Raw genomic sequence first — 21628 nt, 5'->3', positions numbered from 1 at the left:
AGTAAATGCGAAAAAAATATAAAAAAATATAATCAGGCTTCCCGCGCCAATTCTTCAAGGCATTCCGCAAACACGATTTCAGCAGTTTTCCAGCCCAATATTTCACGCGGATAGTTGTTCATCCATTCTTCGGCTTTCTTTACTTCCGCTCGACTGACCTTATTGAAATCAGTCCCTTTCGGGAACTTCCGCCGAATCATTTTGTTTGCACACTCATTTGACCCGCGTTCGCAACTTGTGTACGGGTGGCAATAATACATTTTGGTTCGTCTGCCTTTCCGTAGGATAGACCGTTCAAGGCTCTTCACGTCGGAGAACTCCCCGCCGTTGTCTACGGTGATTGTCTGGAACACGCGCGGAAACAGCGCCCCGAACCTCCGTTCAATACGGTTCAAGGCGCGAACGGTGCTGATTGCGGTTCTGTCGCGCATTTTCTCTATAATTTCTTTTCGTGATAGGCGTTCCGTCAGCACCAACAGGGCGCACGAGCCGTCCTTGCCGGAATATACAGTATCCATTTCCCAATGCCCGAAAGTGATTCTCTGGTTAATCACTTCCGGGCGTTTTTCTATGCTCTCTCCGCGCGGTGCGCGTTTCGTCGTTTTAACTTTGTGATATGGGCGCTTCCGCTTTGGCTTTTCTGGTAAGTCTTTATTTGTCAGGTTCAGAAACACACCCTTTTCAATGTAACCGTAAAAAGTGCTGACACAAATAGAGGTTTTGAATGTCCGGCCCTCTATCGTTATGTCAGCAAGGGCCGCGGCAGGCGAACGGTCTTCTTCTATGACCTTGCGTTCCAAATAGTCAGCAAGTTCATGGTCGTTTCCGATTTTCAACGGCGCACCTTTCGCCGCGAGATTTTCACGGTATCTTTTTTCTGCTCCATCCGGGTTATAGCGGTCTTCCATAATCCATGTATCGCCGTCCAGATGCTCCCAACGGGCGCGTTTGATTTCTCTATAAATCGTGCTGACATGAACATGAAGTTCCGCCGCGATCTGCTTCGGCGTATCGCCGCGGTTCAAACCGTATTCGATTTTCCGTCGATCTGTAAGCTGTAAATGACTGAAACAATGCCCCATGCTATAACCTCCCAAAATGCGAAACCCGCCCAAGCTATCAAGCCGGGCGGGTTTTGTTCCTCTTTTCAGCGGTTCCCCGCAAAAAGATTATAACAATATTTTTATACTAACGCAAGTATAAAAAACTATTGCTCATTTTCTGTCAGCCATTCCATAGATACGCCAAGTATCTTCGCAAGCACCGCAAGTTCATAATCGGTCACAAAGCGGGTCCCGATTTCAATTCTGCTTACGCTGTCCCGCTCCATTGTAATTCCTGCAACTTGTAGACGCGCCGCAAGGTCTGTTTGCGTGATATTCAGCCGGGCGCGTGCTTCTTTGACGCGATTTCCGCAAAGGTTCTTTCGTCCCTTATAGTCGTATATCTTCAACCGCCGATTCCTCCTTTTGTGTTAAAGGTCTGCATTTTTCTTGACTTTAACACAATAAGCGTTGATAATTGTGTTAAAGGTCAGAATCCAGAAAAAGCAATGGTCCCGGCCTTTGAAAATAACGCAAGCCGCCCGGACGCTGGGCGGCAGAACGGAGGATTCCACATGAAAAAGGTTCTATCTCTTGTCCTTGCGGCGGTGCTTGCCGCGTCCCTCTCCGCCTGCGGCGGCGCTCTTGTCGATCTGGACACGCCCAAATCGGAGGAACTGACGGCGCAGTATGATTTTTACCCCGATGCCATGAACAGCATTCGGGCAGATATGAAAATCACTCCCGAACAGGCTGATGAAGTTTTTATCGTTCTGACTTCCTGCGGCCTTGACGGGAAGATTACAAGCATTTCCGAAAGCAAGGGCGCGTATACCGTCTATTACGGCGGTTCGTCCCTCGACGTTACACTTTCTGACGGTGCGGTTGAAACCGTCTATTCCGGGCGTGATATGCTGTACCCTGAATATCGCAAGCACAACGTCTTGATGGACTATGACTTGACCGTAAAGGACGTGAAAACGGGTTCCGGCGATAAAATCGGTGAATACGCCTATATCCGCATTACGAAAGCACAGCTTCAAGCCATTACGGAAGAAAACTACAAAGAATTCGTTGAAACCGTCGTCAAGGACAGCGGCTACAACTGGGTTGCAATTCTTTGTGATGACGGCACGGGTATTTGTTTCCCCGGTTCTATGTACTATGTCGGTACATACGGGAAGCAAGATACCGACGGTTCCATTCTTGAAGATTACGGCGCTATCACGCTGGACGAAAACGGCGGCTATACATACGAACAGTTCTGAACAGCAGGAAAGCAAAAGCGACGGGCGCAACGCCCGCCGCTTTCTTTATGCCTTTTCCTGCTCCGCGTCTGCCGCGGCCTGAACCTCTGCCGCGAACTGCTCCGGCGACAGTCCCAACACCGCCGCCGCCCGTTCGTCCATCAGCGATTCGATCATATCGTTTATGCTATCAAACCCGCTTGCCTTTGCCGCTCTCTGATATACGGACTTCTTACCTTTCTTTACATACGGGTAAATCCTGTCATAGTTTTTGCTGTTGTATTTCCGCTTCGCGTCTGTCGCGGCTTTCCCGCGTGGGTTTCCATATTTGCTTGCCATTGTCACCACTCCTTTACTTGTCCATTTTATCACGCTGTTTATACTAACGCAAGTATAAAAACGTACAATCTATCGTTAGTATATTTGTGCATCATTCCAACTTGTATTTATACTAACGTTAGTATATAATCATAATCAGAAAGGGAAACCAAAGCCGCCCGGTTGTCGGGGCGTAGAGTTCGACAACAGCCAACCTTACGGGCTGACACGAAAAGGGAACCGACACGGCGTACAACAACACTTCGACTTCTGGTTTTTATATATGGGGGTAATCAATATGAAAAAGTTCGAGATCGGCAAGGAATATTTTGACCGTAGCGCCTGCAATCACGATTGCATTTTCACCATCAAGATTATCAAGCGCACCGAAAAGACGGTGACGTTCGAGCGTAACGGCAAGACCCGCCGCGCAAAGCTGTTCTTCGATGAACACGGCGAATATATCATTCCCGAACGTTATTCTATGGCCCCGGTCTTCCGTGCTGAAAACGAGGTTCAGCCGGAAGAGGAACCCAGCGTCGAGGAAACCGCCGCCGAAACGTCCTGCGGCGTTGAAATCGCCCAGCCCGCCGACGTGAACACTGTTGTTGTTATGGTGGGCCAGCGCGTCGAACGTGTCTGCGGCGCTTGCTATCCTCCGCAGGGCGGAACCGTCATCGGCTTTGTTAGCCTGCCTGATACCCGTTTCTTTCACGGCGGCGTTTTCGCTATGGTCCTGTATGACGGCGCAAAGGCTCCTGAACGTGTCCGCCTGTCCGACATTCACCGCCGCGGGTGGCGCTCTCCCGGCGGTTCTCCGTTGGGTGTGTTCGTCGCCTGACGCTTTACCGGTGCGGCGGTTTCCGCCGCTCCGTTTTTCGCGCCGCTGTATCTACCGCAACGGCGCAAAATTTTTCTGCTTTTTCGTATTTTCCCTATTGACTTTATACTAACGTTAGTATATAATAAGAGCATAAAGAAAGGGGGTGACAAGGTGAAGAAGAAAAAGAAAAAGCCCACGAAATCGCGGGTCGATGTTCGGACCATCGTGATAACCGCAATCGTGGACTTTCTGGTAGGGCTTGCGTTACTGATAGTCGATAAGCTGACGTAAGCCGAAACCCCGTATTCTATGGGCGGGTTCACCGCCCACCCATAGAATACACTTTTTCTTCTGAACTGTCAATCATGCTTGTGAAAATCGGAATTTTCCTGATTGCTGTTGCCGTTGTGAAGCTGATTATCGCCGCCGCGGTCCATTACCGCCGCAAGAAAGGGGAATGAACATGAAAAGAACTGCAAACAAGTTCCAGCGGGCCTATATGGTCGCCAAAGCCCGCGTGCAGGAAGTCGAATCCCAGCAAGAAGCCATCGAAAAGAAGTTCATTGCCGACAAAGGCATTGTCAATCCCGACGGCTCCGTTCCCAAATTCCTTTACTGCATGGAGGATGACGCGGCCTTTGAAAAGGCGAACGACGAATGCGCCGCGCTGATTGTTTCCGCCGGGCTTGAAGAAGAACTGAACGCCGCCCGTTCCGTCCTGAAAGCGTCGGAAGATAGCTTGATTGCCTACGGTCTGTCCCTTGCTCCCGCTGGGGTCCGGGCCACGTTGGAAAAGGCCGTTCAGCACAACGCCGCAACCCGCGCAAAGGTCCTTGACCTCGCGTTCCGGCTTGACGTGTCCACGGTCAGCGCGTAAGATGAAAGCAGGCGGCGCAAACGCCGCCTGCCCCAGCAAAGAAAAGGAAATTTGTATGAACAAAATCCGTCGCAAGGCTCTTCAAGAAATCTTCGATAAACTGTCCGCTCTCTCTGACGAACTCGAATCCATCAAAGAGGAAGAGGACGAAAGCCGGGAGAATATGCCCGAAAGTCTGCAAGGTTCGGAACGCTATGAACAGTCCGAATCTGCCTCATACAGCATTGATGAAGCGATTGAATCTATCTCTTCCGCGTGCGACAGTATCGAAAGCGCAATGGAGTAAACAAAAAAGCCCGCCGGGGAATGACCCCCGACGGGCTTTCGTTTTTGTCCGAATCGGACGTGTTTAGTTTTCTGCGGGTTCGGTCTGGACGGCCTGTTCTTCGATACCGACAAGCAGGCTTTCCACGGATGGGGTGTCGATGTAGCCTTTCAAATTCTCATTCGCGCCCCATGCTTTCTTCGCTTCCTCCAAAGCGGCTTCGATCATTTTTTCAATATCGCTGGACGTGAAAAGCAGTTTCAGCACCGCCGGGATTCGCTGATAAATCCAGTCCGCGACGGCGGCGTATTTCAGGGAACCCGTACCGCTTCCAAACTGCTTTTCAGCCTGCGTTACAAGGTTGAAAAGGATTTGCTTCAAAATCTTTGTTTCGCCGCGCTTGATAAGCGCGACAACCAGCGCGAGGAAAGCAACGACGACAAGCACGCTGTCCCAATTCTTCGCAAGGAATGTAAGAATGTTCATTTCCGTTTCTCCTTTCTATCTGTCAACTGATGACGGCACAGCCGGATTCGGGGACCCAGCCCAAACCGTCGATGTGTACGCCGCACTTGCGGCCTGGATAGTAATACTTCACCGTATACGTTCCGTTTACGGTCTTGCCCTGTCCGCCGCCGTTGCTGTCACGGTACAGCGGGCCGGAATACTTCACCTTTGCGCCGACGCGCATTTTCGGCGCGGTCGCGCCGCTCCCGACGGCCTGCACGTCCGCCGCATTGACCCAGCCGTAAACGGTGGAACCGCCGCCGGGCTGTTTGATAAGGTGGTACGGGTGCTTTGCCCCCTTTGCAAGCGCCGTTACCTTTGCCGTTCCCGGCTTGCAGACCGCGCCGCTTGCCGCCGCCGCGTTGGTGTAATGGGTGTTGCCCGTAAAGCGCACCACGTCGCCCACAGCGAACGCAAGCGCCGCCGGGGTGGTAGTTGTGCCGCTGGGCTTTGTCGTGCTTCCTGCGCCGTCCTGTGCGCCGCCTGCGGTGTCGTAGGTGATATACGGCAACTTCCCGTGCTTCGTCCACTTGCGCCCGTTCATGCCGGAAATAGCGCCAATGTTCAGGCACGCCGTCACCTGCACGCAGTTCTTGAAAGCGGGCGAACATTCGATGACCTTTCCGCCGCCGATGTATACGCCGATATGACCGGGCAACCAGACAGCTTCACCCGGAACAATGCCGCTGAAATCAGCGGACACGCCGGAACACTTCGTAATCATGGTGTCGGCCCCAAGATCGGGAACGCCGTTGGAAGCATAGGCCGCGCCGCCGTATGGCTTCGCGGCGTTTCCGCTCCAACCCCAAAGAACGCCTTTGATAAGGCATACGCAGTCGAACCCGTAGACGGGCGGGTTCTTATCCGCCGCCGCCCGAATCATCGCCGTTCGCGCGGCCTGCTTGTTGTACCTGTGATTTGTGCAATAGCGGGACACGTTCGCGCCCGTCAGGGGCGCACCGAAACAGCCCATGACGTACAGCGTTTTATAGTTGTCCACAATGTTTTGCAATTTGTTGATAAATTCAGACGCTTTCATTTTGCCTGCTCCTTTCGCGTCTGCGGGGCTTGTGGTCCCCGCCGTGGTATTTGAACCGCCGGGCTTTACGGCGCTTCCTGCGCCGTCGTAGGCGGTCAGGGCGTATGCTTCGATGATTTGAACCAGTTTGTCGGCATACTTCGGGTCGGTCGCATAGCCCGCCGCGGCGATTGCCCGGCACGCGGCTTTATAGTCCCGCTCCCCGATGACCGCTTTATAGCGGGCATTGCACGAAAGCAAGTCGGAATGATCGGCGACGCTTTCCGCCCAACTTCCATAGGCCCGGAAAAGGCCCGTCACGGTCGTAAAGGTCACGCCGTCGTAGCACTCTTGCGTTTTGCCGCTGTAAACGGCCCCAGTCCAGCTTGTCCCGGCTTTGATGCCGAACAGGGCGTTCCCCTTGACCGTCAAGCCGGATTTGCCCCAACCGCTTTCAAGGATTGCTTGCGCTATCGTCATGGACGCGAGGACCCCGCTTTTCTGCATATCCGCCGCGGCAAGTGCGCCCACCCGCTCGATGAATTTCTTTTGTTCCTGTGTCATGTGTATTCCTCCGTTACGGCTGAACGTTGTTCAGGTCAACGGGCATTCCCTCCGTTTCCTCCGGGTTTGCCTTTTTGATTTTCACAACGTTTTCAGCCTTTGCTTTCCACGAATAAAAGCCGATGACCGTTGCCGTCGGTGTCCCAACGTAGGCAAGGAAAACGCCAAGCTGTGAAACGTCGAGGACAACAGCCCATACGCCCACGCCGAACCCGGCGAAATAGGTACAGAGGACCGCCCAAAGAACCAGCTTTGAACACTCTATCTTCCGGCGGCTCTGCTTGCCCTCTCTGCGTCGGCGGGGCCGTCGTCCGCTCAACAGCAGGACGGCGGCGAACCCGCCAACCAGCCCGGCGGCAACGCTGAAAAGATAAATCATGCCGCGCCGCCTTTCTTACTCTTCGTGTTCGTGCCGCTCCCGGTTCTCGAACGTGTCAAGGCGCTTGTGCGCCTGTTTTGCGGACGCTTCAACGGCGGTCAGGCGCGTAACGACTTCAACGTTCGTTTTGCGCTGTTCCTTTTGCTCTGCCTTGATTTCGTCCGTGTTGGCCTTGATGTAGCCGATTTCGGTAAGAACGGTCGCGTCGCTCTTCGCTTCGTCGGCAACGTCCTTTTTCCCATTCCGGGCAAAGGCAACGTAGCCGAACACGATAGCGCAAATCGTACTAACGACGCTCAAACCTGCAAGTATTTCATTCATGTTCTTCACCTCCCGCAAATGAAGTCCCCGTAAACGCTTTTCAGCGAATACGGGGCGATTGTGGGCGGCGCTTCCTGCGAGTGATAAACCGCGCAGTCATACGCCCAAATCAAATATCGCGTTGTGTCCTCCGCCCAAATAGCAAGCGGCATAATAAAGAACCACAGCAGGCCGAACGCCGGGCAGATTTGGCCCAGCACGTTTCCCGGCTGATTGCTGTAATCCCAAACGCCCAGCCCTAACCACAGGTTCAGGACACACCCGGAAACAAACTCTACCGCAAGCACGATAACGGCCCCGATGACCGATTGCACGATGACCGGGGCGCGATAAAAGCGCGGGGCCTGATTGATAGTGCCAACCAGAACCCCGCACAGCCCGCCTACAACGAACATAGACGGGTGGGAGTACCCACGGAAAAGCGTTTCAAATACGACGTAAGCCGCGCCCAGCGTGGCCCAAATCGTCAAGATACGTTTCACGCGTCGCCACCTGCTTTCTCAATCAGCGCCGCCATGCTTGCCGCAAGGTCGGCGGGCAGGTCCGCGCCGTACACGATAGCCGGGATTTCATCAAGCCCGGCCCGTTTAATCCACGCGTTCAGGTGGTTGCAGTAAGTGCGGTGATAGAAGACGTGGGCGGTCGCGGCCTGTGTAAGCGCGGTGAATTCCTCCGCGGTATACATACGGCAAAGTTCACCGTCGGCGTGATACGGCACTTCCTCCGCGCCCTCCTTGACCGTCTGGAACTGCGCCATAAGTTCGGTTTGGTCGTGTTCGGTCAGGCTGTAATGTGCGCCGCCCACGTCGATTCCGGCATAGATAGCCGCGGAACACGCAAGGCCGATTTCCGCTTTCTTCGCCGTGCGGACCTGCTCAACGTCGTTCCAGTCCTGCGGCGGGGTCACGCCCAGCCGCTCCAACTTCATATCACGAATGCTGTCTTCTCTGTGCTGAATGCTCATTCAAAGTTACCTCCCGCAGACGTAATGAAGCAATCGCCCGTTGCCGTTCCGCGCTTTACCTTGATGCGGAAATTGTAGCCCCAAGCGCTCGCCGTTTTGGTGGTGTTGGAAAGGAAGAACTTACTTCCGCTTACGACGTTCTGCGTCACGTCCTCCCACGTCGGGGAAGCGTCGTTGCCGTTGTTGCAGACTTTCACGGTGAATTTTGCACCTGCTGGAATTTGACGCACGACAGACATGATACCCTTTGTCACCATATCATCGGCAGTAAGCGGGGTAGCAAGCGTAAGTTCGATTTCCGTTTCGTTCTTCGTGAACGTATACGTCCGGGTCGCGCTTCCGCCGTAGTTGTCCGCCGCAACGATTTTCAGCGTATGGGACCCGTTCAACAGCTTCACCCACTCTGCGGCGGTGATGTTGAACGAATAGGTCTGTCCGCTTGTCGCGGTATAGGAACGCTTCTGCGTGCCGTCGATGTACTCCGTCACGGTCAAGGTCTGCCCGCTGTCTTTGTCCGTCACGCTGTAACTCTGCGTGAACGCGGCGGTCTTCGTTCCCAAGTTGGAATCCGTGCCGCTGATAACGGGCGCATGGTTGTTTACCACCGTCCGCGTCGCGCTTGTCTGATACGCCGATTCCGCGCCCGCGCTGTCATACGCCTTGACGCGGTACGCAATAGAGGTCCAGCCGAACGTGATTGCGTCGGTGTAACTGCGGTTGATGCCCTTGTATACCTGCGCCCATGCGCCGCCGTTGACCTGCCGTTCGAGGATATAGCCGGAAAGATTGCCGTCTTCGTCCGTGGAAGCCCCCCAACTGATAGACAGGCTTTCGCCGCCGCGCACGCTGGACGGAACCGTGATGGAAGAGGGCTTCGAGGGGGCGCGGTTCCAAATGATCGTGTATGCTCCGTCGGAATCCGGTCTATCAGATACCAAGATTCCAGAGGACAAATTACAAAGCGGGCGAACGCCGAGGCTGCCGAGGTAAGCGCTGAACCAGTCCATCGCGCCAGAGGAATAGACGTAGCGGACGTTGCAAGAGTTGGACGCGTAAGCGTCGGCAAGCCACCAATACCACGGCGAATTTACGTTGAAATTTCCGTCCGTGTATTCGCTCTTGCTCACGGCTTCCGCCGTTGGGTAGGCAAGACGGGAATTGTTGTCGCTGAACAAGGCCAGCTTGCTTTCTGCGGTCACGTCGCCGGACAAGCCGACTTCCGTACAGGTCGCAAGGAAGATTTTGTCGGTGCAACTCTCCGTACCGCCGCCGTCTACGGACGCTTTGCCGACGGTGTGGGTCGTCGAAAGCAGGGCCGCAACAAAGTTCGCGGAGAAGCCCGCAAGGAAGCCCGCTTCCGCGTCGTATTCGTTGTAGTTGCTCCATACATTCGCATTCGTCGGGGCCGCGTCTGCGCTGTGCTGGGCGCTGTACCACTTCCCGGCGGTGGCCTGACTGTTCAGCCATTGCCGCACGTTGGAAAGGGTCCAACGGTTATTGCCGTAACTGCGGCGGTTGCCGTCACTGTTGCCGGATTCGATAGCGTCAAAGCATTTCAGCGAAATAATGCGCTCCGTAATCAGGGTCACAGCGCCGGACGGGTAGCCCGTGTGTCCCTTGTCGGCGATTTTCCAAATGATCGGCTTACCGTTGTAAAGCGTGCCTGTATCTTTGACAAGCGCACCGACGGCAAGCGCATTCAAACTTTGGGCCATTGTTTTTCACTCTCCTTGAATAGATTTTGAAACAGGCTGTCGGTTTTCTGTATCAGGTGATAGCAGTTGCCCTTTGCGGCGTGGCTCCGCCAACTTCCGTATGACTGTTCAATGTCCGAAAGGCTGATTTTCTCCCGGTCCAGTAGACCGCGCTGTTTCTTCAATTTGCGTTGTGCGTTACTTTTGCTTGACCGCCGGACCTTGCGAATGATTTTGCCCGATTCGGTCAAGTAGGTGTGGAAGCCCAAGAAATCAATACCGTTCCGCAATGGGAAGATATTTGTTTTCTTGTTCATCCGCAGGCCCAGCCGGGCAACGTATTGTTCGATCTCGCCCCGGCAGTATTGCAAATATGCCTTGTCCTCATGTATCAAATAGAAATCGTCCATGTACCGCCCATAATAGCGAATACCCAGCTTTTCTTTTATGAAATGGTCCATGCCCGAAAGATACATGACGGCGAACCATTGTGAAGTCTGGTTGCCGATAGGAATTCCCGGATTTTCCGTGCTGTCAACGATAAGGTCAACTAACCACAGAATATCCGGGTCTTTGATGTACTTCCGCGTCATCTGCTTTAACGGTTCATGCTGGATTGAATAGAAATACTTCGATATGTCGCATTTCAAAACCCAGCCGTCCGAATAGTGCCGCACTTCCTCCGGGCCGGGCGGCGGCAATCCCGCGGCCCGCCGCTCCCGCTCGGCGTTCGCCTTGCGTGTGAAGTAGTAGGACCGCATGAATTCTTCAAGGCGGTATAACCCGTCATGTGTTCCGCGCCCGCTCTGCGATGCGTAGTTATCCCGGATAAAGGCTTTTGAAAACGCGGGTTCAAGTATGTTGTCGCATAGGGAATGTTGAACCACCTTGTCTTTGAATGCGTTCGTCATAACGATTCGTTCTTTCGGTTCATAGACCTTGAAAACGAAATAATCTGACGGTCGGTATGTTTTGGTTTTCAGCATTTCCGAAAGTAGGCATAGGGCTTCAAGAAGATTTGCTTCAAATTTTGCAACGCTGGGTTTGTGTCGCTTGCCCCTGCGTGCTTTCAGGAACCCCGCGTATAGGTTCCCGAAATCATATACCTGCTCGAATTCTGCGCCTTGCATATAAAAAACTCCTTGCCGTGTATAGAATCGGCCTTGCGCGTCTGCGGCTCCCGCCGCACGCAACGCGTCATCATCGGACCGCGCCGCGCGTCCGCGGCGGGCGGAAGCTGGTTTCCGTGGACCTTGCTTCACCAATCTTGTATTTACCGTCGTGCTGTCACCACGGCGGAGGGATGCGGCTTCCTTTGATAGTGGTCCTCTGTTTTCAGCCTTTCGGCCTACTCAATCGCGGTTTCCACCAAAGCGGGCGAACGCCGTTGTTGCCGTTGTAAGCGTTGTTCCAGTTCATCGCGCCAGAGGAATTGACGTTGCGGACGTTGTAAGAGTTGGACGCTACAAGCCGCACCCCAAGAAAAACGCCGGGCGTTACCGCCGCGGCGTGATTCCTCTATTCTGTTGTAGTGCGGCGAACCGCTCTCTATCCTGCTTCCTCCACTTTGCCGTCATGTTCTTCACGTTCATAACGTGCCGGGTCCATTCCGCGCATTGTTCGGAAGAGATAAGTTCCTTTTCAAAGGAAAGTTCGATCAGGAAAAGAACCGTCTTGCACTCTGTCAGCGCCTTTTTCTGTTCGTAGCGCCGTTCGCGGTATTCCTGCGGGTCTGTAAGGTCAAGTTCGTTCGCTTCCTGTATGTGTTGAAAAATATCAAGCGTCAAATCATGCAAGCGGTTTACGATGGTGAAGCGGTACTTCTTCGGAAATCTCCGTTCGCTTGTCATCATAAACGTGTGCTTGACTAAATCTTTCGCTTTCGTGATGATTGCAAATTCTTGTGCGGGCTTTTGTTCGGTTTGTCGCTGGTCTATTTCAGACACCGCCTTTCCCGGATTTGTTCGACTTCCTCCGGCGGTCCGTCAAAGGTAAATCCGTATTCGGTGACGGTCAGCGTTGCCCGTGTCCCGGCGTATGTCGTTCCGCATATCGTCAGGCTGTCCCCGGCGGCGCAATGGTCGCAGGGTGGTTCCAGTTCGACGAACAGGTTTCCGACGATGCAGGACAGTTCCCGCCGCGGGCAGGCATATTCCGTCAACATTCGATGCGCTTTCTTTCTTCGTTCCAGATACCCTTAACAAGCGTGATGCCGTCGAGGGAATCAAAGGACGCAAGAAACGGGTTTCCGGTGATGTTGTTGAACAGGCCGTCTTCCACGCGAGAAACGCGGCTTTCAATTCCTGCAATGGCGTTAAGCGCTTCGGTTACTCTGTTCGCGTCCGCCGCCGCCTGCTCTGCACCCTCCGTCCACGATGCTTTTTCTTCCGCCGTCACATGAATTTTCGTATCTTCCTTATGTTCGATCAGCCCCGAAATTGCCGTGTCGTAATTTCCCATCGTAGACGGGTTTACATGAATATCCGTATTATTCGCGTGTGCGTTTAGGTCGGTAACGTCTGCTTTTTTCTCAAACTCTGCGGCGTGCGCCGTCTTCGATGCGTCGTGGTCTGCAATGTCTTTTTTCGTTGCCGTTACTACGTTCGGGTCGATGATAAAAGAGATAGCGTCCGCGTTGGAAATCTCAATGTGCATCGTCAATTCGATTTCGCCCGCCGCTCCGCTTGAAATGATGACTTTTTCCGTGTCAGGGGTATTGCAAACCGCGATAAGGGTTTCTGTTTCGTCCAGAACGCCCATTTCGCGGATTGTCCACCCGCCAACATCGGACGGAATCACCGCTACTACGTCAATCATGTTTGGGGATTTCTCGTTGATCTCTACGCGGTTTACTTTTCCGCGCCACTTTTCGCCCTTTAATGCGGTCATGGTAGAATTCGGCTTGTAGTAGCTTCCGCCGCCGTCACCCACAGCAAGGTCCGTAATATTGATTTTCTTTCCCTCCATGACCGCCGCCCCAATCAGTTGTATTCCGCAGTCGGTCACAAGGGTTCCATACGTTTTATCTTCCATTTCTTCACCCTCCGTTCGTTATTTATTTGGGAATACTGCAAGTTTCCGCCCGTACTGCGTATAGCCGCCGCAGTAGAACCCGCCGTGCGATTCCATATTTCGCGCCAAGTATGGGTAGACTTCGACGCGTTGCCCGATAGCGTGGACGGCGGCAACCTTGACCGCTGTTCGCTTTTCGATTTGGTAACTGATTGCTTCAAGGTGGGACCGCAGGTTTTTATAAAAACGCACACGGTCGAGGACCGCCGCTTGACGGTCTGCGGTGATGCCCGCTTCCGTTGCGCCGATGACGACGCGGAATTTATACGGGTCGCCGCCGTACTCGAACCACTCTTCCACTTTCGTTCCGGGGTACACAGCCCCCAACGCCTTTTCAACGGCATACTTCGTTCCCAATCTGCGGTGGACCTGTATGCTGTCCCGAATGGTCCGGCGCTTTACCTCGATAGGATAGGAATAGTCGTACCAGTCAACGTGCAGGTCGTAAGCCAGCACGTCCAACGTCGCTTCGTCCAGTTCGTCGATACGGGCGTAAATGATGTTCTTTCGGACTTCCGCCGCGGTCGTCTGCAACTGCGCTGAAATGGTCTGTGCAAGCGCCATCATGTCAGGGTCGTTTTTCAGCGCGGGCGGAAGCGAATTCGTGAAGTCTGCCGAATAGAAGTCTTCGTTATTCACGTTCCGCACCTCCGTTCACGACGGAAACCGTGCCGACTTGTGCAACTGCGTTGTCTGCCACAGCCGCAAAGACGGGGGAACGGACTTCAACACGCTTCACGCCCGTTTGCATCAACAAGGCGATAAGCTGGGATGGGTTCACGTCCCGTCCCATCTTTTCGGCCTGCCACTTCTGGAAAGACTTCACCGCCGCGGCAACGTCCGCCGCGATGGTGTCGGCGCTCAATGCGCCGCCCTCCTGCGTGTAGTAGGTCACGTTGATGTTATACGGAACGGCCTGCGGCGCGGCGACGGTCACATGGTCCGTCAGCGGGCGCACCGTGTCGGCGTTCAGAATGTCCAAAACCTCTTTCAAGATTTCTTCCCCCGGCAGTTCGCCGCCTGTCAGCAGAACGCGCACGTCTACTTCTCCCGGCTTCGGGGACGTTGCTTTCACGTCTGCGATCAGCGCCGACGCGGATTTTGCGAAATACTCATACCCGCCCAGCGGTCCCGCCGTAGAATAGGTTTCCACACTCTCGCGCATACGCTCATAGAATGCCGCGTCGCTTTCCCTGTCTGCTCCCCCTGCGCTCTCCGTGATGTTCTCGACGCTTTCGTAGTAAGGGAAAACGTCTATCGGCTGGTTGATTTGTCCGGGGATAAATCCGTTTCCGTTTTCGCCCTCTATTTGGCACTCCGCTTCCACGCTCCCGGTCCGCTGTCCCGCAGGAATTGTCAGGTCCTCCAGCGTAGCGAACACGATTTCACCGTCAGGCGTGGCCCGCGTGCCTGCCGGAATGGTCGTTGCCACTTCCAGCGGGATAGAAAGCGTATATTGCAGGGTCGTTCGGGCCTTTTCAGGCTCCAACCGCTCCGCGCCCTTGAACAGTTCTGCGAGGGAATCAAGATATTCGCCCTCTGCATACCGCGGGATATTCTGTTTCGCGGAAAAGTCAATGTTCACCCGCTCTTGAACGATAATATCGGCAACCCACAGAATGAACAGCCGCGCCGGGTCCGCCGGGTACAGCGTGCGCCCGGCGATTTTTTCGTACCCCTGTATCAGCGCATTCACGATTGTTTCCGTGTCGGTTTCGACGTAGGAAATGTCGGGGTATGTTCTACTCTTCGTTGTCAACGATATTCACCTCCAATACGGGGACCAGCAGGCCCGGCGTTTCGCCCGCTTCAAACGTGACGTTTGTTACCTCTGCCCGCGGTTCATACTCTTCTACCGCGTCCAGAACCTCCGAAATCAAGATAGATTGTGCAACCTGTATCGGCTTGTCGATGAACCGTTGCGCCAACCCAAGCCCCCTATCGAGTGGGACAGAGAATTTCGGCGTTGACACGATGATAGCGACGTTCTGCAAAACTTCCTCTTCCAGCGTCTCCGGCGCAAGGTTGAGTTTGCCGGGCGTAAAGGCTTTCACGATATATGCCATTTCCCGCCCTCCTTATCTGACTGCGTAAGACTGCATCGTAACATTCACCGACGCGACAAGCAGGTTGCCCCATCGGTCGAACCGCTTCAAGGAATTTGACAGCTTCGTAATGACCCATTTGTTCGTGCCGTAGGCTTTCGGCCCGATGACAAGTCGGTTCACTTCGCCCCGCCGCATAGCTTGAAGCAGGCTTGCAATTTCTTTGATAGGGTTTACCCCCAAGAACACGGAAAAGAACATGGTGAACGTTATCGTTTCAACGTCCGTCCCGGTGTACTCTAACAGGGGTTCCCGTAAGTGTCGGTCGTGGGTGGAATACTTTGCCGCGCTGTCCCATTTCAGACTGTCGAACGTCTTGATTTGGTCCGCGGAAACGTAGAATGTGAAGTCACCCCAATTCCCGATAAGCGCCATTGTTTATATCCCTCCAATCACGAACCCGTCGCCGTCGTCCGTCGGGATATACAGGCATAAAACATAGTCGCCCGGCGACGGCAACCACGGGGCTATTTTGACGGCGTGCGAATGGTCGGCAAATGCGGCTTCACCGCTTCCGCCGCTTTCACTCTCTGTCCTCTGTGCCGCTCCCTTTGCCGGAATGAACGGCGGGTTCTTGATGACCTTTAGTTCTCCCGATACAAGCGGCGATTGCCCCTTGTCCTCGAACGTGACGCGGGCGGTACGCGTCCCGGCGTTGACCGACGAAACCCGGCCCGTCCTCACGATATTTTTCAAAACTGATAGATCGGCCATCAATACCCCTCCAATACCCGGCGTAGCGTCAAATCGGTTTTATAGCCGCTCTTTGACACGGAATGCGTCGCCGTTTCGATGATGTATTTCCCGTCGAACGCGCCGTAGCCCGATACCTGAACCGTGATGCCAGCCACAAGCCGCGCGTCCCCGGTCAGTTTGAACGATGCCTTGAATTCGCCCTTGTTCTTCTGCCGCAGGCGCTTCATTGCCAGTTGCCGGGCTTCCTCTCTGTTGGAAACCTTTTCGTTCACTTCCAGAACTTGACCGTCCTTATCCGCGTTTCGCGGGGTGTAGGTGTATTCGATGGTCTTTCCCGTCGTTGGGTCGGTATAGGAAACGTGGCACTTGCTATATGACGCGTCGTGCAAGCTGGTTGAAAAGGACCACGAACTAACGTCCGCCGTCCCGCGCTTGATGACGCGCACCGCGTCTTTCTGCTCATAAGCCGCCGCGTCGAAAAGAACGATGATTTTTGCGGTAACTTTCAGGCTGATTCCCGCGGCCTTGCAAAGCCGTTGAAGAAAGGTGATGTCCGATTCCTGTATCTGCTCTTTCCGGGTATACAGAGGGTCGAACGCGGATTCAAACATACAGGTAAGCCCGTTTTTGCCCGCAATTTCCTTTGCGATGCTGGAAAGCGTGTAGTTCTCCCATGCTTTCGTTTTCTTCTGCGTCCGCACGGTGGACTTGTAGGGAATGGACCCGGCCTTGATGGTCGCTTTTGCGGGCGGGCCGCTCCCGTCCACGGTGTCGATTTCAAAAACGCCACAGTCAAGCACACGGTCTTTCCCGTTGGATTCCCAATTCTTTTGAACGATGACGGCGGAGATTTCCACGCCCTTTGACGCGCCGGGTGTGTTCAGCCAGTTTCCCAGCCACACGCCCTCGCGGTCATCAAGCGATAGTTGCAGGTCGTCCGTTTTATCCTCTTCGTTGTCCGTGTAGGTCAGTGAAAGAAGATGCTTGTTTATGTCGGTCGAAATGTCCACCCCCGCAAAGGTCAGGCGGACAGCGGTTCTTCGTGCATTCATTCGGCAGTCCCTCGCTTCCACGGCGGCAGATCAGAGGAAACCCGCGTTTCCGGCTCTGGAACTGTCAGTGTGATTCCGGCGGGAAAAACGAAAGTGCGGCGGTACTGCGGGTTCAACTTCATAAGCCGGTCTGTGTAGGCTTCGTCGCCCAATGTCTTATAGGCGATGCCGTCCCACATATCCCCGGCTATTGTGGTGTATTTAGTCATAGTTCCGCCGCCTTTCGTCGTCCTGTCTTTGCCGCTCCCGCTCGTCGATTTCGTCCAACAACTCTTCGTCGTGGCGGCGTAGCATTTCTTCAATGTCCTGTGCCTGCGCGTCGTTTCCGACGTGGAACACGGGTGCGCTATGAATGACGACGGACGTTCTGCCGTCGCCTGCGTTCAGGGTCGGTGCGGCAACGCTGGGCGCTCCCGCATAGGCCAGTTGATACGGCGCGGCCCCTGCGGTGCGAATAGCGTTTACCGTGTCCGCAAGATTGCGGAAGATGCTTCCCGTCTGCGCCGCGGTGAATACGCTTCGGTTCTTTGCGTTGGTGATAAGTTCCGCGCCCTGCTCACCAGCTATGAACGTGTCCGGCGTGCTGTCTGTACCTGTTGCAAATTGCGGTATCAACGGAATGTTGATGCCCTTTCCTCCGATGCCGGGGACCCAATCAGGGATTTTCAGCTTGTTCAAGCCGGAAATCGCGCCGTTTACAAGGCTGATAATGCCGTTCAGTACGCCGCTTGCAATGCTCTTTAGAGAATTCCAAACGCCGCTGAATATGCTTTTCACGCCCTCCCAAACACGGGTCCAATCTCCCGTGAAGATGCCTGCGAAAACGTCTACAAGGCCCTTTATCGCGGTCAGCGCACCAGATACAACGCCCTTGATGGTTTCAAGCGCAACGCCGATGATGCTTTGTATCGTCGGCATAAGGAATTGAATAACTGCCATGATTGCCGTTGCAATGGTGGAAACCACTTCCGCAAGTCCTTGCAGGATAGAAGCGATAGTCGGTGCCCACTCTGCGAACGCCTGCGCGATCTGCGGAAGCACGGTCCCGACGATGAAAGAAAAGATTTGCTCCACAATCGGGCGAACATAGGTGTTCACAAACTCGATGAACCCGGAAAGAATATTCCAGACGGTTTGTAAAATCGTAATGGCCCCGTCGATAACGCCCGTTGCTTCCTCTCCGAACAGGTTTATCAGGAATTGCCGTGCGCCGCCCAAATTGCCGTCCGTGAAGACGTTGCGTATCGTATCGCCGATGTTTGTTATTGCCGCAACCACCTTGTCGAAAATGACAAGTCCAGCGTCACCGAACACCCGGCCTACGACTTCGCGCACCTTGTCCAGATTGTCCCGTAGGATTTGGACCGCGGCAACGATCAGCGAAATAACGCCCACCACGGGAAGCACTTTTCCAAGAATGCCGCTGAACGGCCCCAAGATAGCGCCGCCCAGCTTTTGAAGCGGGGCAATCAGGGTTCCTATTTTCCCGAAACCCTTTCCGATAACGGAACCGATTTTACCCAGCGGACCCGCCGCAACAGCGGTCCCGGCTTTGCCCAATATGTTGGTGATGGTCCCGGCAACGCCTGTGAATGCCCTCGTCGCAACGCCGCCCATTCCCGAAAACAGCTTCGAGAATACGCCGCCCGCCGCGCCGCCGATTTTGGAGAACGCGCCGCCGATTTTTGTTCCGCTGAACATTTGCCCGAACGCGCGGCCTACACCGCCCGCCGCGGACCCAATGCCGCCGAAATACCCGGTCACGCTCTTTGCAACGCCCTTGACCTTTCCTGCGAACCCGACGGCTTCCACGCCCGCAAGTGCTGTCTTTCCCTTGAAAAGCGCCATGACCTTTTGAATAGTCAGCACGCCGCCTTTTAGTTCAAGAAAGCCCAACTTTGCAGTCAGGGCCGCGGCCTTGAATGCCAACAGCCCCGCCGTCACCTTTACGATGGTCCGTACAAGTTCCGGGTTTGCGTTTATAAATTCCGTCAGTTTGGAAATCAGTTCGGCGGCTTTCTCTGCTCCCTGCGTGAATGTCGGTAACAGCGCGTCGCCCAGCGCGATTTGCAGGCCCTCGAATGCGGATTTCAGCAGGGTAACTTTACCCTCGAAATTGTCCAGCTTGATTTGTGCCATGCGCTCCGCCGCGCCTGCGGCGTTGTTGACCGAATCGGACAGTTTCTTGAAATCAGCGTCGCTTGCGTTTACGATAGCAAGCATACCTGCGAAAGACTCTTTGCCGAAAATGGCGGTAGCCGCCGCCACCTGTTCGGATTCGGAAAGCCCGCCCAAACTGGACCGCAGATTGTCGATGACCTCGCGGAACGTCTTCATGCTTCCGTCCGCATTCGTCAGGCTGATTCCGTACTTGTCCATGTAGGCTTGCATTTGCTTTGTTGGCTTTGCCATGTTAGCAAGGGCCGTCTTTAGGCTTGTGCCTGCGACTTCTGCCTTGATGGACGCATTCGCCATCAAGCCGATTCCAAGTGACATATCTTCCACAGAGTAGCCCAACGCGCCCGCCACGGGCGCTACTTTCTGGAACGTCGCGCCCATCATGGAAACATTGGTGTTCGCGTTGGAAGATGCCTGCGCGAGTACGTCCGCAAAGCGCCCGGACTGGTCTGCTGTCATGTTGAACGCTGTCAGTGCGTCCGTTACAATGTCGGAAACCTGCCCCAAGTCTTCGCCGGACGCGGCGGCAAGGTTCATAATGCCGGGCAAGCCGCCCAACATTTGGTCGGTCTTCCAACCCGCCATAGCCATATATTCAAGGGCTTTTCCGGCTTCAACTGCGGTGAACTGCGTTGTCGCGCCCATGTGCTTCGCTTCCTCTGAAAGCCGCTTCATGTCGTCCGCCGATGCGTTGGAAATGGCCTTGACGGTTGACATTTGGGCTTCAAATTCAGCAGCCTTTTTCACGGGTCCGGCATAGATAGCGCCGCCAAGCGCGGCAAGGGTTCCAAGCGTTCCCGCAAGCTGGGTCTTCGTTTGGGAGATTGCCGCGTTGTTCTGTTCAAGGGCGGCGCTTACCTTTGCCAATTCCTCTTGACTTTTCTTTACCTTGTCATAGGTCTTTGCAAGCCGTTCATTCTCCGCGCTCAAATTCGCCGTGTTCACGCCTGCGGCGGACAGTTCAGAACCAAGCGTCTGTAACCGCTGTTCCTGCGCTTCGATTTTCGCAGTTGTCGCGGCAATCTGCTTTTCATTCTTCGCCATCTTCTGCCGCAGTTCTTCCGACGGGGCGGCGGTTTCGCTTATTTCCCGTTGGAGTTTGTCATGCTCTGCGGTCAGGCGTTCCAGCTTTTGACGGTTCGATTCAAGGGCGGCTTCCTGCTTTTTGTAAGCGTCGATTTTCCCGGTGATGGAATTTAGCTTCGTTAGGCTGTTCTGCATCTGCTTTGTGGTGTTCAACGCGCTTTGAAAAACCGTGTTGAAGTTGCCGCCCAAAGCCGCTTGCAGTTTGAAAAGCAGTTCATATTCTTTTCGTCCAGCCAAATTCACCACCCCTTTTCGTCTATTTCTGTTTCGCGGCGGCGTTGATGTCCTCAATCCACGCCGTAATTTCCGTCATGTTCATATCAAGCCAGAACGAGACGGGCGTATACGTTGCCTGCGCCAGCTTGAAGCACTCCCGCCGCCACCACTTCGCCGGGCTTTTTAATAGCCCGTGTCGATTAAAAAACTCCTTGCCGCGTTGGTGATGCGGTTAAAGTCCTTGATAGGCATAGCGTCGAGAACGTCGCTACCGATACCCGCGGCCTTTGCCGCCATTTTCGCCTGAAAACTCCGGGACACTTCCGGCGCAAGGCAGTATTCATTGTTCATCTGCATTTCGGTTTCGATAGAAACCATGTCGCGGCCCGTCATTTTCTCGAAATCGAACGTCAGGGTCGTATAGGTTTCGCCTGCGTACTCGAAAGGCTTCTTGAACGTGTGCGTATAAACGCCTGCGTCAGCCTGTACGGGTTCGTTTACGGCTTCCGCGGTCATATCATGGGTGACAGCTTCCGCCGCTCCTGCGGCGTTCTGTGCGCTCTCTGCGGCGGTGTTTTTGATGTTCTCACTCATTGTCAATTCCTCCGATTTAGAAATTCATATTTTCAGATACAGAAAAGGGCATAATAAAACCCAGCGGGAAGCCCCGCCGGGTTTTACTTGCCAAGTGCCTTTCGCACGTCTTCGAGGTAATCAACGCCGTTGACGTAGTAGATAAAGTTCAGAATGTCGATTTCCAGAACCTTTTTACCGTCGATGTACGTTGCGTAGTAGGTCACGGGATATTCGCCGGACGCTTCCGCGGAAGATGCCGGGGCCAGCTTGCCGGGGGCAAACTTTTTCGGATTGACGACAAGGACGTGCTTCACGGCCTGCTGGACATAGCGGCCCGTGCTGTTATCCCAAGACTGCTGAGCCGCCCGCAAATCAAGCTGGTGCTTGCGCGGCTCTGCCAGCTTGATAGCGTCCGTAGTGACGGAACGGAAATTCAGGGTCAGGGACATAGCTTCAAGGTGTCCGACAAACGTTCCGTCGAACGTACCTGCGATGCCCGCGCCCTTGACCTCTTCCGAAATCTGCGTGATTTCAGGAAGTGTGACTTCTGCCATGCCGTAATATTCGGTCGCGTCCTCATATACGGCAAAGTTGGTTACGCCGTTTTCAATTTTCATTGTTCTTTAC

The 21628-nt window shown here is 54.3% G+C and carries 28 protein-coding genes; 4 read left to right on the top strand and 24 right to left on the bottom strand.

The genetic code is table 11. The annotated features are described in order from the left end of the window. Positions 1 to 32 precede the first annotated feature (32 nt). Both DW724_RS02630 and DW724_RS02625 read right to left on the bottom strand, forming a co-directional pair. On the bottom strand, positions 33 to 1082 hold the full coding sequence (locus DW724_RS02630; protein ID WP_118760545.1) for an IS30 family transposase: 1050 nt from the start codon (positions 1080 to 1082) through the stop codon (positions 33 to 35). A 125-nt stretch (positions 1083 to 1207) separates the two neighbouring features. Further along, entirely contained in the window at positions 1208 to 1453 is a 246-nt protein-coding gene (locus tag DW724_RS02625; RefSeq protein ID WP_118760544.1) for a helix-turn-helix domain-containing protein, read from the bottom strand. A gap of 165 nt (positions 1454 to 1618) precedes the next feature. Here DW724_RS02625 and DW724_RS02620 point away from each other — a divergent pair, with 165 nt between their 5' ends. Continuing rightward, entirely contained in the window at positions 1619 to 2311 is a 693-nt protein-coding gene (locus DW724_RS02620; protein WP_118760543.1) for a hypothetical protein, read from the top strand. A 45-nt stretch (positions 2312 to 2356) separates the two neighbouring features. Here DW724_RS02620 and DW724_RS02615 read toward each other — a convergent pair whose 3' ends face one another. Continuing rightward, the gene (locus DW724_RS02615) at positions 2357 to 2629 is read right to left on the bottom strand and encodes a hypothetical protein (protein ID WP_177799781.1); all 273 of its coding nucleotides are present in this window, start codon (positions 2627 to 2629) and stop codon (positions 2357 to 2359) included. Between the two features lie 277 nt (positions 2630 to 2906). On the opposite strand from DW724_RS02615, the gene DW724_RS02610 reads away from it, so the two are divergent. The 3 genes from DW724_RS02610 (at position 2907) to DW724_RS02600 (ending at position 4594) form a co-directional block, all read left to right on the top strand. After that, entirely contained in the window at positions 2907 to 3449 is a 543-nt protein-coding gene (locus tag DW724_RS02610) for a hypothetical protein (protein ID WP_118760542.1), read from the top strand. A 445-nt stretch (positions 3450 to 3894) separates the two neighbouring features. Beyond that, positions 3895 to 4308 carry a hypothetical protein gene (locus DW724_RS02605; protein WP_118760541.1) on the top strand — a complete coding sequence of 138 codons (414 nt, stop codon included), beginning with the start codon at positions 3895 to 3897 and terminating at the stop codon, positions 4306 to 4308. Between the two features lies 1 nt (position 4309). Then, positions 4310 to 4594 carry a hypothetical protein gene (locus DW724_RS02600; RefSeq protein ID WP_243105675.1) on the top strand — a complete coding sequence of 95 codons (285 nt, stop codon included), beginning with the start codon at positions 4310 to 4312 and terminating at the stop codon, positions 4592 to 4594. Positions 4595 to 4657: 63 nt separating this feature from the next. Here DW724_RS02600 and DW724_RS02595 read toward each other — a convergent pair whose 3' ends face one another. The 21 genes from DW724_RS02595 to DW724_RS02500 form a co-directional block, all read right to left on the bottom strand. Further along, positions 4658 to 5059 (bottom strand): hypothetical protein, encoded by a 402-nt coding sequence (locus tag DW724_RS02595; RefSeq protein WP_118760540.1) that lies wholly within the window; start codon positions 5057 to 5059, stop codon positions 4658 to 4660. Positions 5060 to 5081: 22 nt separating this feature from the next. Continuing rightward, the gene (locus tag DW724_RS02590; RefSeq protein ID WP_202183499.1) at positions 5082 to 6662 is read right to left on the bottom strand and encodes a glycoside hydrolase family 73 protein; all 1581 of its coding nucleotides are present in this window, start codon (positions 6660 to 6662) and stop codon (positions 5082 to 5084) included. Positions 6663 to 6675: 13 nt separating this feature from the next. Next, on the bottom strand, positions 6676 to 7041 hold the full coding sequence (locus tag DW724_RS02585) for a hypothetical protein (RefSeq protein ID WP_118648522.1): 366 nt from the start codon (positions 7039 to 7041) through the stop codon (positions 6676 to 6678). A gap of 15 nt (positions 7042 to 7056) precedes the next feature. Beyond that, positions 7057 to 7362, bottom strand: coding sequence for a hypothetical protein (locus tag DW724_RS02580; RefSeq protein WP_117490758.1), 306 nt, complete (start codon positions 7360 to 7362; stop codon positions 7057 to 7059). A gap of 5 nt (positions 7363 to 7367) precedes the next feature. Beyond that, positions 7368 to 7844, bottom strand: coding sequence for a putative ABC transporter permease (locus tag DW724_RS02575; protein WP_118760539.1), 477 nt, complete (start codon positions 7842 to 7844; stop codon positions 7368 to 7370). Then, positions 7841 to 8326 (bottom strand): DUF4376 domain-containing protein, encoded by a 486-nt coding sequence (locus DW724_RS02570; RefSeq protein ID WP_118760538.1) that lies wholly within the window; start codon positions 8324 to 8326, stop codon positions 7841 to 7843. The genes DW724_RS02575 and DW724_RS02570 overlap by 4 nt, the downstream gene beginning before the upstream one ends. Next, positions 8323 to 10041 carry a DUF6273 domain-containing protein gene (locus DW724_RS02565; protein ID WP_118760537.1) on the bottom strand — a complete coding sequence of 573 codons (1719 nt, stop codon included), beginning with the start codon at positions 10039 to 10041 and terminating at the stop codon, positions 8323 to 8325. Before DW724_RS02565 ends, DW724_RS02570 begins: the two co-directional genes overlap by 4 nt. Next, positions 10026 to 11150 (bottom strand): RNA-directed DNA polymerase, encoded by a 1125-nt coding sequence (locus DW724_RS02560; protein ID WP_118760536.1) that lies wholly within the window; start codon positions 11148 to 11150, stop codon positions 10026 to 10028. The genes DW724_RS02565 and DW724_RS02560 overlap by 16 nt, the downstream gene beginning before the upstream one ends. A 366-nt stretch (positions 11151 to 11516) precedes the next feature. Beyond that, complete coding sequence (locus DW724_RS02555) at positions 11517 to 11966, bottom strand: four helix bundle protein (protein ID WP_118760535.1); 450 nt, start codon at positions 11964 to 11966, stop codon at positions 11517 to 11519. Continuing rightward, the gene (locus DW724_RS15400; protein WP_147358625.1) at positions 11954 to 12184 is read right to left on the bottom strand and encodes a hypothetical protein; all 231 of its coding nucleotides are present in this window, start codon (positions 12182 to 12184) and stop codon (positions 11954 to 11956) included. The genes DW724_RS02555 and DW724_RS15400 overlap by 13 nt, the downstream gene beginning before the upstream one ends. After that, positions 12178 to 13053 carry a phage tail protein gene (locus tag DW724_RS02550; RefSeq protein WP_118760534.1) on the bottom strand — a complete coding sequence of 292 codons (876 nt, stop codon included), beginning with the start codon at positions 13051 to 13053 and terminating at the stop codon, positions 12178 to 12180. Before DW724_RS02550 ends, DW724_RS15400 begins: the two co-directional genes overlap by 7 nt. Positions 13054 to 13071: 18 nt before the next feature. Further along, the gene (locus DW724_RS02545; RefSeq protein WP_118760533.1) at positions 13072 to 13731 is read right to left on the bottom strand and encodes a phage tail protein I; all 660 of its coding nucleotides are present in this window, start codon (positions 13729 to 13731) and stop codon (positions 13072 to 13074) included. Beyond that, complete coding sequence (locus tag DW724_RS02540) at positions 13724 to 14851, bottom strand: baseplate assembly protein (RefSeq protein ID WP_118760532.1); 1128 nt, start codon at positions 14849 to 14851, stop codon at positions 13724 to 13726. Before DW724_RS02540 ends, DW724_RS02545 begins: the two co-directional genes overlap by 8 nt. After that, positions 14835 to 15158 carry a hypothetical protein gene (locus DW724_RS02535; RefSeq protein ID WP_118760531.1) on the bottom strand — a complete coding sequence of 108 codons (324 nt, stop codon included), beginning with the start codon at positions 15156 to 15158 and terminating at the stop codon, positions 14835 to 14837. Before DW724_RS02535 ends, DW724_RS02540 begins: the two co-directional genes overlap by 17 nt. A 12-nt stretch (positions 15159 to 15170) precedes the next feature. Then, complete coding sequence (locus DW724_RS02530) at positions 15171 to 15572, bottom strand: phage tail protein (RefSeq protein WP_118760530.1); 402 nt, start codon at positions 15570 to 15572, stop codon at positions 15171 to 15173. A 3-nt stretch (positions 15573 to 15575) separates the two neighbouring features. Beyond that, on the bottom strand, positions 15576 to 15911 hold the full coding sequence (locus DW724_RS02525; RefSeq protein WP_118760529.1) for a hypothetical protein: 336 nt from the start codon (positions 15909 to 15911) through the stop codon (positions 15576 to 15578). Next, the gene (locus DW724_RS02520; protein ID WP_118760528.1) at positions 15911 to 16945 is read right to left on the bottom strand and encodes a phage late control D family protein; all 1035 of its coding nucleotides are present in this window, start codon (positions 16943 to 16945) and stop codon (positions 15911 to 15913) included. Before DW724_RS02520 ends, DW724_RS02525 begins: the two co-directional genes overlap by 1 nt. Next, positions 16942 to 17154, bottom strand: a complete 213-nt coding sequence (locus tag DW724_RS02515; protein ID WP_118760527.1) for a tail protein X — start codon at positions 17152 to 17154, stop codon at positions 16942 to 16944. The genes DW724_RS02520 and DW724_RS02515 overlap by 4 nt, the downstream gene beginning before the upstream one ends. Further along, the gene (locus tag DW724_RS02510; protein WP_243105674.1) at positions 17147 to 20446 is read right to left on the bottom strand and encodes a phage tail tape measure protein; all 3300 of its coding nucleotides are present in this window, start codon (positions 20444 to 20446) and stop codon (positions 17147 to 17149) included. Before DW724_RS02510 ends, DW724_RS02515 begins: the two co-directional genes overlap by 8 nt. 162 nt (positions 20447 to 20608) lie before the next feature. After that, positions 20609 to 21019: a phage tail assembly protein gene (locus tag DW724_RS02505; protein WP_118760526.1), complete on the bottom strand. Its 411-nt coding sequence runs from the start codon at positions 21017 to 21019 to the stop codon at positions 20609 to 20611. Positions 21020 to 21102: 83 nt separating this feature from the next. Beyond that, positions 21103 to 21618 carry a phage major tail tube protein gene (locus tag DW724_RS02500; protein ID WP_118760525.1) on the bottom strand — a complete coding sequence of 172 codons (516 nt, stop codon included), beginning with the start codon at positions 21616 to 21618 and terminating at the stop codon, positions 21103 to 21105. Positions 21619 to 21628: the final 10 nt, after the last annotated feature.

The sequence above is a fragment of the Butyricicoccus sp. AM27-36 genome, from assembly GCF_003480945.1.
Taxonomy (GTDB): Bacteria; Bacillota; Clostridia; order Oscillospirales; family Butyricicoccaceae; genus Agathobaculum; species Agathobaculum butyriciproducens.
This window is presented reverse-complemented; position numbering and strand designations above follow the sequence as displayed.